Source organism: Psychrobacter sp. KH172YL61 (assembly GCF_007182895.1).
GTDB lineage: Bacteria > Pseudomonadota > Gammaproteobacteria > Pseudomonadales > Moraxellaceae > Psychrobacter > Psychrobacter pacificensis.
In genome coordinates, this window is sequence record NZ_AP019516.1 from 1,610,921 (window position 1) to 1,623,192 (window position 12,272).

The 12,272-nt window shown below is 42.6% G+C and carries 5 protein-coding genes and 3 pseudogenes; 2 read left to right on the forward strand and 6 right to left on the reverse strand.

Annotated elements, in window-relative coordinates; translation table 11 throughout:
• Positions 1-158 precede the first annotated feature (158 nt).
• Entirely contained in the window at positions 159-827 is a 669-nt protein-coding gene (locus tag PKHYL_RS08570; protein WP_071001543.1) for a hypothetical protein, read from the forward strand.
• 92 nt (positions 828-919) lie between these two features.
• Positions 920-1,484, forward strand: a pseudogene (locus PKHYL_RS08575) (hypoxanthine-guanine phosphoribosyltransferase).
• A gap of 81 nt (positions 1,485-1,565) precedes the next feature.
• On the opposite strand, the gene PKHYL_RS08580 reads toward PKHYL_RS08575, so the two are convergent.
• The 6 genes and pseudogenes from PKHYL_RS08580 to PKHYL_RS17495 form a co-directional block, all read right to left on the reverse strand.
• Entirely contained in the window at positions 1,566-1,865 is a 300-nt protein-coding gene (locus PKHYL_RS08580) for an ATP-binding domain-containing protein (RefSeq protein WP_240364936.1), read from the reverse strand.
• Positions 1,802-3,004 carry an AAA family ATPase gene (locus PKHYL_RS08585; RefSeq protein WP_240364937.1) on the reverse strand — a complete coding sequence of 401 codons (1,203 nt, stop codon included), beginning with the start codon at positions 3,002-3,004 and terminating at the stop codon, positions 1,802-1,804. The genes PKHYL_RS08580 and PKHYL_RS08585 overlap by 64 nt, the downstream gene beginning before the upstream one ends.
• Positions 3,005-3,203: 199 nt before the next feature.
• Positions 3,204-3,764, reverse strand: coding sequence for a hypothetical protein (locus PKHYL_RS08590; protein WP_240364938.1), 561 nt, complete (start codon positions 3,762-3,764; stop codon positions 3,204-3,206).
• Positions 3,765-3,838: 74 nt separating this feature from the next.
• Positions 3,839-8,371: pseudogene (locus PKHYL_RS18775) on the reverse strand (UvrD-helicase domain-containing protein).
• A gap of 175 nt (positions 8,372-8,546) precedes the next feature.
• Positions 8,547-11,866: pseudogene (locus tag PKHYL_RS18780) on the reverse strand (hypothetical protein); the annotation flags it as partial.
• 176 nt (positions 11,867-12,042) lie between these two features.
• A complete protein-coding gene (locus tag PKHYL_RS17495) occupies positions 12,043-12,267 on the reverse strand; it encodes an exodeoxyribonuclease V subunit gamma (protein WP_269778129.1) in 225 nt (74 codons plus the stop codon).
• Between the last annotated feature and the right edge of the window lie 5 nt (positions 12,268-12,272).

The window sequence follows — 12,272 nt, forward strand, 5'->3', positions numbered from 1 at the left end:
TATTAGCCAACAAATTTTCACATTGTACAATTAAGGTGCGTCACTAAGTAGCATATAGCGTGGTGAGTCTTTGTTTCAAATTCCGGTTAAATGGTAACCGATTTCACGGCAAATGTAACGCAAGTAAGACATGAAAAACAACAAATAAAGGAAGCATAATGGCACATTATTTTGGTTTCGTACCTTCAGATAAATTAAAAGTATTAATCAGCGAGGCCGAACAAGTCGTTGCTTCAAATGAGCAAGTAGAATATTACCCTTACCGAGACGCGCTCACTCATCAGACTGCACGAGATCTAACGGACAATTTGTTAGTCGGTTTGGTTGAGATTATTCCAAATCCTGAGCGTCAAGCGGCCATGCGCAAGATTGTTGCCACCATTGAACGTGCCACAGATACCCTACTCAATATCTTGTTAGGTAAAGAAAATAACGAAGATGTGCTGCCAAGCTTTCACTTTCTAAAAGATCAGGCAACTTTTATTGATAATGAAGGCGTAAAACGTATTGGCTTTAAGTTGTCAGAAGCAGATGCTAGAACTATCGTTGAAGGCTTTGCTGCTATCACACCAGAGCACGTAGATAGAGCCAAGTTTAAAACAGCGCTCGAAACCATGAATGACGCGACATTAACCCACTTCGTCAGCCGCTACGCTGAAACGTTAAAATTAGGTATGATCAAACGCAAATCAGTGCCAGTTGCCAAATCTGCGATTGATAAAGGAATGAATATGGCGCTTAACAAGCTACTACCTGATCTACCAAATGACTCTCTCAATCGTTTGGCGAATTATTACCGTCCATTTATCATTGAAAAACCAGAGTAATTGCTAAATTTTGATCAAATGGTCATATAACATTGGGAAAATTTACCAAAACTTGTTAAAATACTTGGCATTTTTCACCAAAGGTGCGCCCGATGACCCAAATCAGCAATCAAGAAATCGAAAAAACATTACGTAACTCAGAGTGCCTGATCAGCAGCATTGAAGTTGCTGCCGCTTATGAGCGCTTGGCCGCTCAGCTTAACCTACACTACGCTGGTTTGAACCCAATTGTGATGGTTGTTATGAACGGTGGATTAATTCCCGCTGGTCAATTATTGACGCATCTGACATTCTATCATCGTATGCATTATATCCATGCGACACGCTATCGTGACAACGAAGGTACTGACGATCTTGATTGGAAATTCAAGCCTGATGTGAGTATCGAAGGCGAGCATGTCTTGTTGATTGATGATATTTTTGATGAAGGCATTACTCTAAAGGCTGTTGTCGAAGAGCTAAATAAAGAAAAACCATTATCTCTCGAGGTCTTGTGTGCTGCTAAACAAGCAGCATGACCGCAAAGTTGCCGATTTTGATGTTGATTTCGTTGGTATTAATGTCGCAGATCGTTATGTCTATGGCTGTGGTATGGACTTCCATGGTTACTTGCGTCACCTGCCAGGTATCTATGCTATCAAAGAAGATAAGGTTTAAGTCTTACCTCTAAGTGACTAACAATATCTAAGTTCAAAAAAAGCATCCAATTTGGATGCTTTTTTGAACTTAGAATGATAATCATAAGTACTCAAACTGTAGGGACAAACCGGTATGTCTTTCGGTCGGTGTTTGGACAGCTTTCTCAAAAGCGTGTTTCGTACTGTATATCGTCACTTGTTTTTTGGCACGAGTCACCGCTGTATAAATAAGCTCCTTGCTTAATAATCTTGCATGACTATCATCAAACGTAATTGCGACATGATCAAATTCAGATCCCTGCGACTTATGAATCGTCATAGCGTATGCAGTAGCAACTACCTCCTCGTTGAGTAGATTGACCGCAATCCCTTGGGTCTTATTTTCAAAAAATACTTCCAATTGATTTCGTTCATCTGATGTCTGTAAGCAAAACCAATATCACCATTAAATAACCCTAATTCATAGTTATTCTGCAAAATCATAATAGGGCGACCGTGGAACCATGCGTTTTGACCCAGTGGGAGCTTTAGTTCAGTGAGATGCCATTGGGTGAGATAATTATTGATGTAATGATCGCCCCACTCACCATTGTGACCAGCAGTTAATATTCTGAACTCACTAAATATTTCCATCAATGATGCAATAGTGTTTTTTATTGATTCTGGCATAGATTTTTCTATTGGATTTCTTAGTAAATTTTTAACTATTTCTATATATGGTTGATAAATTTGGGAGATCTTTAAGATATTTTTTTCATTGCTTAGGCTATTTTTTATTTGATTGCTTGGTACAGAGTCTACTTGCAACGTATTCACGTATTGGAAACTCAAGGCATCGTCTTGCCTTAATAATTGCCAAATAGTTTGAAGATTTGTCTCTGCTCTATTGATTTGGATAGCCAGCTTGCCAATACCTGAGTCCGCGCCAAATCGGCGACTCTCAGTCAGCTCTGCATGAATGGATTGTAGCAATGGTATGCAGCATAAATCCGCCAATACCGCCCCTGCATCGACTGCTGCCAACTGGTTAGCATCACCTAACAGTATGAGCCTTGCGCCTGGTTTCACTGCACTCACCAAGTAATTAGCCAACTCAACCCCTAGCATCGACGCTTCATCAACAATGATAATATCTTCGCCAAGTGGATTATCGGCATTGTAACGAGGTCTGCCCGTCCGCCCAATACCTAGCAAACGGTGAATGGTTTTGGCTTCTTGCAGCTGCAAATTAATGCCCGCTGTATCCAAAGCAGCTTGTAAAGACTCTTGCATACGCTGTGCAGCCTTACCAGTAGGCGCTGCTAGTGCGAGACTCGCACTATCCGTACTAAATCTAATATTTTCAGAACCCTCTCCTCCACTCTCTGTCGCTTGTTGCAGTGCAATAACTAACTGAGCAACGGTGTATGTTTTACCTGTCCCTGGACCACCGGTAATGATACTAAACGCGTTGTTATTAGCGACATTAATTGCTTTTATTTGATTTTCGTGAAGGCTTTCAGGTATTGTTATTGGTAAAGGCTTTACTTTTTGATTCAAGATATTGTTAATATTTTTGCCAAATTAAATTCGGCCTGCCATGCGCGATGTAGCCAAAAAGTAATAGATTCTTTTGAATTTTGGCTGTTAGTTATGTCGTAAATGATAGGTTGGTTATTATTGCTTAGGCTATTTTCTTCATTGTTACTATTAGTGTTAGCCTTAACCTCAGCAAACAAAGCATGCTTATTAACTAGATTTATGAAAAATTAAAGTCGGTATTTTTTAGTAGCTGAAATACCTTGGCAATTGTATCAAAACGCTTGGTTAGCATGTCCTTTTCATGATTACTCAGCGCCAACTGTATCCATAGCTGATTCCGCTTATCAAATAATGTGCTTAGCAATGTAAATATCGACGTTTCGGCGGTAGATTGATCTTCTGGTTGAGTATTTGATTTGGTATCTATGAGCGCAAAGATTGGCATTGCTAGCACCTCTAATAACTGTTGCTGCCAAGTGTATAATGTGACTGACTCATTATTGATTTCACCTTGCAATACCTCTTCATGCTCAGAGGACTTAATGGTCAGTACGGTATGGCCCTCTTCTAAATGCGTCGCTAACATCATGAACAATGCGTTAAATAAATAATCGTCTTCTTTCTTATCAGCTTGTTTGCTCTCATTATTCGCTTTTGCATACGTTGCGTCGTACGCTATACGCGTTTGCTCACGGCGTAGCAAAATATAATCACTGATATTACTGGCCCAGCTTTCTTGTAAGCCCATTGCTGCACTGCTTTTATTATTATTGCTCATGATATATTTGTCTCTATTTTGACCTGTTTGATCTTTTTTAGAATCTTTGATTAATGATAGTCGTTAGGTATGATCTACCAATCAGGTACACCAAATAGCGCATCTAAACCTTTGATAAAATCGATTGGTATATCCCACGTCACAAGTCCATAACGGCCGTTATGTGGTGATTCGCTCGTCTTAATAGCCTCTTGTGATACGGTAGCAGTTGCTTGAGCGTCGGGGCTATATACCCCTCTTAGAAAGACATATTCTACCGCCCCTAAATACCTAGACTCATTGCCTACATAATCAGCAATTCTCATCGAAAGGAATCGATGCAAAGCTACTTGATAAATTGCTGCTTGTAGCCAGTAGCCTGCTTTTGTCATAGCCTTTCTGAGTGTATTTTCATTGTAATCGCTTAGGCTATTTCCTAAAAAATTACTCTTATAATCGACCACATAGTACTTGCCAGCATACTCATAAACCAAATCAATCTCACCACGCAAGTAACGATACAAGTGCGTTCTATTTTGCGGTACAAGATTGACATGCTTGTCTGTCTCATCAGGTAGATACTGTTGAAATAACTGACTGATATCCTCTGCTTTAAAGCGCTCTGACAGCCCCATATTGAACTCTAATTCAGCAAAGCGTTGCTCTTCGTTGAGAGAATAAAGTGGCTGATTGGACGCTAGCAGCGGAGTACGCAGCACTTCTTCAATCCAAGCAATCAAGGCCTCATGCTTTGTCGTATCTATTGCATCAGCGTTAAATGAGACAGAACTCTCTTCTCGGTTACCTTGTGCTCTACGGCTTTGGTGTTCAGCACTGCTATACATCAGCGGTAATTGATAACTACTGACCGCTCTATCGATCACCCCAGACCACTGGGATTTATTAGTGAAATCGATTTTTTCAAATATCTCATGTAAAAACGTACCTGCATTAGCACCTTTTACAAAGGTAAAGCGAATATCCTCTTCTGACTTGAGACTTAGCTCATCAATTTTTTCGAGAGACGTATTACTATCAAGGCTACTATTAGGATAAGGCTCTAACGACATTGCAGCGTCTGCCATATCAATGTCTATCGCATCATCAATACGCTCATCAACAACAGCCATTGCTTGTGTTGATTCGTCTAGCTGACGAGCCAAAGCTGTAAAGCTGGTCTTAGCCCAACCATAAAAATAACTCGTTTTCATGACCTCAGCAAAAGGAACATACTCAATCGCTTGTGTCGTGGGTTCGATGGTAAGTTTGGTATCTGTTGACGTTACTGTCTTAGTATAGTGACTATTATAGAACTCATTAATATTATGACCTCTAAGCATACCTATCGTGCCTTTTAGCCTATCAGGTAATTCAAACTTTGCGTCTGGAGAATCAAACCAATAAAATACCGGTTTTAGCTCAAATCCTGTTTTGTTGCTTGGATCTCGCAGCACGATATAAAGCTGCTCGCTAGCCCGCGTAAATGCCACATAACCAAGTCGGCGCAGCTCATCAAAGCCTTCTTTTGTTTCGATATCAGTATAATAGTCCTCTACCGTAGCAGAGCCTTGCAATGGTGAGAAGCGGCGCTGATTACCTATAAATTGATCCTTTGCTGATTGCTGCACTAACGCTGAAGGTGCTTGCTGAGCATTATATAGATACAGACCATACTTCTCATTATTACCTGATTTCCTACTGGCATCTCCCATACCCAGTACATAGACTATCGGAAACTCAAGCCCTTTTGATTTATGAATGGTCATGAGCTGCACGCCAGACTCTGTGGGTAGCGGATACTGCTTCGCCCAATCGCTGTTGGGTGCAGCCTCTATGTGCTGCCTAAACCAAGCTAATAGCTCATGCTCACCCATGCCTAGGCCATACTGCGCCAACACATCCATGATATGACGCAAATCCATGATATGTCGATCGCCATCTGGATGAGCGGCTAGTGCTTGCCAAACGCCTTGTGTCTGTATGGGGCTTTTATCTAGTAAGTAATGTAGCGCCGACAAAACACCAAAATGCTGCCAGCGCTGTGCCCCTTCCTTTAGATACGTAATAAAATCTTGATAGCTCTTTTTATGTTCTGTATTTTGAACATCGCTACTATTTAGATTGATACTATTAAGTCTATCGTCACTCTCAGCCACGCCTGACTCATGATCCGTCATCATGGCTTTGATATCGTTGATACTTAGGCCATATAGATGACTGGTTAAGACCCGATTAATCATGTCATGACGATACGGATAGAGCATGGCGCTCAGTAGCGCTGCGACATCTTCTGCCATAATCGTCTCGAAGATACTGACGTCACTGGTGGTCAGGGTTGGGACGCCTAGTTTGACCAACTCGTCTTCAACCTGCTTTAAATCTTTTTTGGTACGTGCCAACACTCCAATATCACTAGGCTGAATCGGCCTATCTTTTAATGTCTGACCACTACTGAGCAAGCTAGCAATATGACGAGCGGTGATTTCATACTCATCATAATCAAGCTCACCATCTTTACCATTAGGCAGGTGCAAGATGCTCACCGGCTGAGCAGAAAGCACTTCCGTCACCAAGCTACTATCTTTTGCGTCTGAATCCCTAAACCAAGATAGTTTACTCTTGGCTTCCTCACCTTCTTTTTTCTTTCCTAGCTTTCGTATGCTGGTAATAAATATCACTGCCCAACTGTGCCAGCTTGTTGTCAGCAGTCGTTGCTGTCGGCATACCAAACCAGCAGTTTAGTGCATGAATCACCCCTGCATTTGAGCGACGGTTGGTGTTGAGCGTCCAAATGGTACTTTTGTCAAACTGCCCTTTCATATAATTATAGTTGGTCACGTCACCGCCACGGAACCCATAGATCGCCTGCTTTGGGTCACCAACCAGTAGCAAAAACTCATGGCTGGATTTTTTTGGTAGTGGATTGCTTGTCATTATCCGACTGTTTACGTTTACGCTTTGGCAAATAGATACTTTCGATCATAATGGCTTGCTCGCCATTGATATCTTGCGACTCATCAATTAATGCAATGGGGTAATGGTGACGTATATAACGTGCTAGCTTATCGCCTTGCCGACCTGTTAGTGCTTGGTTTAAGCGCACCATCTGCAGACTAAAGGTGGTCTCCCCTCGCTCCTCTAAAATCACTGGCAGTCTATTGCGTACCGCAAGCACGATATGACGGTTGAGGTTGGCTAAAATCAATAAAATATACTGATTTAACCTTTCGATCATATCCAAGAGCGCCATTAATGTACTAATGGTCTCTAACTCAAAAAGGGTCTGGTGCTCTTTCTCCCTATTCTTATTAAAGTTTTTAATTTTGCCATCTTCATTTGGATATCTGGCATCCTGCAAAGACGTCAATATCTTGTTTTCACGCTCATTCAAGTAGCTGCTAAATGTCAGCTGATATTGGACTACTTTTTGATGAACATCGACAAGAGCATCAAAATGATTGGTTAAATTAGAGTTTCCACGAAACCCTTGAGATTTTCTATAATCGGGGTTTAGATAGGGCTGAATATCTGCCAAATCTAACTGGGCAAACTCATCAATCAATTTCTCATACGCATCAAAAATCAAATCCTTGCTCTAGTTTTATCTCATCAATCGGCGCAGAAATAAAATTCAGCGAGCGAGAAACAAAATTTTTATGATCACCTACTGCTGTCAGCTTACCTTGCTGATCCATAAGCGCATACAGTTTGGGCTGCTCATGATACAAACGGCTTTGAAACTGACGCAGCTCATCATGGATAATACTATCGGTAACCTGCTCGATACTACTGTCTTCTATAATCGCCATGCCTTGCTGATGACCGGTTTCACTACTGTACTCGGTCAGCCACTTTTGCGCCAAGCTATCGAGCGTCCCGACAAACAGCTTATCCAACGTGGTTAACACTAATGCAGTACGCCGGATCGCCTCCGCCATCGGATAGCTATACACATGATCTAATAGATAACCGACTAAATGTAGGTTAATGGGATCGTCCATAATAGCGTTTAAGCGTGCATGTTTGGCTTGCTCTTTTAACCAATCTTCACGCGCTTTTTTTGACTTGCGCGCGCTTTTCTCGAGCCACCTGCTGAGCATGTTTATGGTCATGGTCAATATCTTGATTAAACTCATCAGCCTCTGTTTTAGCATTTGATTCGATACTTGAGTCGTTGCTTGTTGGCTTATCCTTGTTATTCTTGTTATCGCCCCTATCAGGCAGTACCTGCAATATATTGGGATATAAGTTATCTTTGTTCTTGGTATCTGCACTCAGGTTATTGACCCATTGTAATAGCTGATAAAACTCTACCAAACGATCATGGATACGCTGACGCATCTCGGCAGCGGCGGCTCGAGTAAAGGTGGTGGCAATGATTTGCTCTGGCGCACGCCTCGCTTCAATCAGGAGACGCAGCACAATGCCTGTCAGCGTCCACGTTTTGCCTGTACCTGCTGAGGCTTCGATAAGATGCCTTCCCGTTAATGCAACAGCAACCGCCGGTGTTACTTCTTCTTTTCCTCAACTATAGCCCCTGAGTCACCCGAAACATCTGGATGATCGTCAGATAAATTTGGTTGTACAGTAGGTTCGATAATGTCGGTTGTGTCAGTAAAATCTGTCATATAAGCGCATACTTTTAATTATTATCTATAAAATCTAGAGGATAAAAGAAAACTAAAACAACTGCTATATAGTCAATCAATATTAAAAGTGGTACAAGGCAGACGAGTACAAGCACTACAGTAGTAGGCTAAACGAGTCTAACGCTGTAACACTTTAATAGTGGTTCGACTATAGCTAATTGTCTAACCCATCTAATGCGGTAAACATCGGCCTATACAGTGGTTGCGCCAAGGTGGTCAACGCTGCTGATAAGGCTCTAAAGGCATCTTGGTCACGCAGTACATATTGCCAAATAGCATGCTGAGAGCAAGTATCGTATACCGTGTCTGAGTTATAATTAGGTCTTAGCCAATCTGAGAAGTCTGCCCGTTTTGGCCAATAATTGCTATTTTCATTATCATCTGCTTGCGATTTTGAGCACTTAGCCAGATAATTGAGCGCATACTCAGGCAGTAATGTGATGGGGTTTGACCCGATAGATTGCCAAAAATCGCCCATTTCATCAGTTCTATCACTGCATCTTCATAGACGATTGGGCTTAGCTTAAATGCGATGACATTTTTGTAGGCATCTACTTTTGAGCTGGATTTATTAAAGCGCCAAATACTCACGCCATCATTTGCTGCCACTTGCTCAGCCGTGGTGCATCTGGCTACTTGCCAGTATAGATGGGACAACCAAAACTTAAGGAGATGTTTTGGACTGGCAGAATTAGGCAGTATATTTAACCATTGCTTAGGTGATTGCTCGGCATAGGTCATGCCTGCCTGAATATGAGCGTTTTTATCATCGTTATCTGATGATACTGATATTGGTGATAGCCTTGGCGTTAACAGCGGCACTAGGCCTTTTATTTTGATAGATTTGGGTAGGATTTTTAGCCATGCGTCTGTGTCTATTTGACTGTTTGCGTCGCTATTTACACGATTAAGTATAGCTGCCAGCTCTATCTGAACGGGGTGCTCTGCGGTGGGTGTCAGTAAATGCAAAGCTGGCATGTCCTCTGTTCTACCTGCATTAGGTACGACACATTCACCAAAACCATTAGTGATCAACTGCTCTTCAAACTCTAGGCACTGCTGCTGTAATTGTTGTTGCTGATTGGGCAACGTGGTTTGGCGTGCTACCCCTGCTGGTATGATTTTTGATACATCAACGTTGAGCTATCTTGCTGGACCGTATTGTCAGTACGCTTATCGGCGGCCAGCCCTTTAATCAAATGATCTTTAATCTGATAAGTTGTCAGGGTGATCCAAAAACAATGGCTCTTGATGCGTCATCGCTTCCTCACCTTGTACCACATGCACTTTTTGGAGACCGTAAAAACGCTTTGGCAGGATGGCGCACTTGATACACCAGCATACCCTCAATATCTATCCGCCAATATTAAATACGGTATCACGCACCATTCGGGTGAGCGCCTGAGTCCTATCGTTCATATCATTAGCAGCAGTAGTATCGAGTCCCAGCATATTGGCTAATGTAGACACGATTTGATGATTTATGTTCCCCAGTCCACCCAAGCGATGACCCAGCATTTGAGCAATGGCTTCGTACTGTGTTTTTGTGGGTAAGTCAATCAGTTGTGGAAGCTCGCTAGCTCTTCTTTTCTGTAGTGTCTCAAAAACAGCCTGCCATAGCGGCGCCGGAGGAAATTGTTTTTCTGAGCCAGCTTGGTTTTGCGCATGGCTTTATTTAGCAACCTATCTAGCTCATCGGCTACAGCAGTATCAGGGTTACTATCGCTAACATCATCAGACGTATTGCTAGGATCAACATTGATATTGGACGTATCAGCCTTTTGCTCAGAAGCTCCTTCAATATCTGCTTCAAACAAGCTCTTGTGAAAAGGTAGTGCTGGATGCTCAGTGACCAGCCATTGCTTTATGAGCTTTGGTAAATAACGCTTAAGGCTTTCTGCCGTTGAATCAATACTTTCAGGCAAAGTATCAAGCGAGTTGACCTGCCACTGCACCTCACCCTTGCAAAAACTGTAATAATTCACTCACAGGATTCGCTGGCAGATGCTCGTGAGTGTCAGTCAAGCTTTGACCATTGTAGAATATCCAGCATGCACTACGCGCACATAGTAGCGCATCCAAAATGCCCCATTATCATCGTCCTCGCTGACTCTATCACCGCGCCGTGAATTGGTCGCTTTCATCAAATCATATCGGTTGTCTCGGTCGCGTCCAGGAAACTCAGAGATCCATATTGAGCATGACCACCAGCTCAAAAGGGACGTTCCGTAGTGCACCAAATCGACCAAAGTAATCACGCCTGTCGGCTCAGCACTGACTTGCTGGCTTTCAAGCTCAGCTTCGATACTGTCTAGCATAAAGCTCAGCTTGAGCGGTAATTGCTCGACCCCTGCCAGCCTTTGCTCCACCCTCTACCCTACTGCTATCACCACTAGAATATTGTCTATAATGACGATTGGCACGTAAGCTTGATTTAAAGCCATTCATCGCATTATAAATAGCGCGCATCGTACGCGTTTGATCGACATCGCCAAAGTATCGATGAATCACTTGGGTCTCAATCTGATCTAGCCAATCTTCCGCTTTCATTTTTTGTGTATGGTCATCACGTCGTGCCACCAGACCAGTATAAATACGGCAAAGCGCTTCTACAATCATGGCGTCATTTAGACTCACTTGCGCGAGTGGTAAGCTCATCTCAGGTACAGCTGTACTTGGCCATTCATCTTCATGCAAAGGGTATAAACAATCACTCAGACCCGCCTCTGGCATAATTAATCCCAAAGTCAGTCTGTCTAACGCTTGTGCGAAGCTAAAGCGATAATCATAGTCGTTGACGTCTAGGGTCTGCTTTAGATGCAGCTCATCAAACCCGCGGATAAATCCAGCTTCCACCAACAAATCACAACCACGGCTCATTTGCTCATGGGTCAACCCAAAACTCTCAAATAAGGGTGGCAGCATCAGCCAGTCCAACACCTCAGCCGCTTCAAAACGAGCGCTATGACTGCCAAGCAGCTTATAAAACCCAATAATCGCTTCCCATAACTGGCGAATATCAGCATCGACAACACCAGTCACCTTCGCAGGCAAGGTCAGGCCATCTTGTCCCCCACCATTGACGAAAATAGAGCTAATTAGCGCATGATGACGCTCAACATCAGGTAGCAACACCACAATGTCTGATATATGGCGTTTTTTCTCACCAGATTTGATGGGCTCATTGAGCCAGCGTCCAATCATAATGCGCAGTACTTCAAGTTGGCGCTGTAAATTATGACAAGAATGAATGCTTAGGCTATTATCTTGAGAAGAGATAGCCCAAAAACGGTCTTTTTCAAAGCGCTTATTCTCTAGTACCTCATCGTCGTACCATGACGTTTCTTGCTCAAAGTCCAATGCTATCTGATTGCTAACAGCTTCTGAAACTTTTGCGGCTGTTGCTTGTTGGGTTGATTGCTCGTCAAGCATCAACACATCGTTTTGCAAACGGTGCAATAAACTTGGGCCGTTTTCTACTGCTTGCAACCTATCATCATCACTGTTACTGGCACTGCCATCGATGACGCTACCAGTTTCATCATCAAACCTATCACTAAAGTTATCTTGCCACTCCACCAGCGCCTCTTGGTATTGCTCATTACCTGACAAATTGGCCAACATGGCAAAAGTATCACGAGACTGCTTGCCTAAACGCGACAGCAAACTGTGCCCGTAATCACGTAAAAACACGCTTTGGGATTAATAATCTGCTGACGCTGTAGCCACGCTTTATCAACAATATCTGCCCAAAATAACTTTGAGGGATTGTAGTGTAGTAACGTGATGTCCATATATTTTGACAAGCGCTGCAAAAAATCAAGCTCAGTCTGTGGCAATTGCTGAATGGTAAAAATACGCAATACTTTGGGCAACTGCT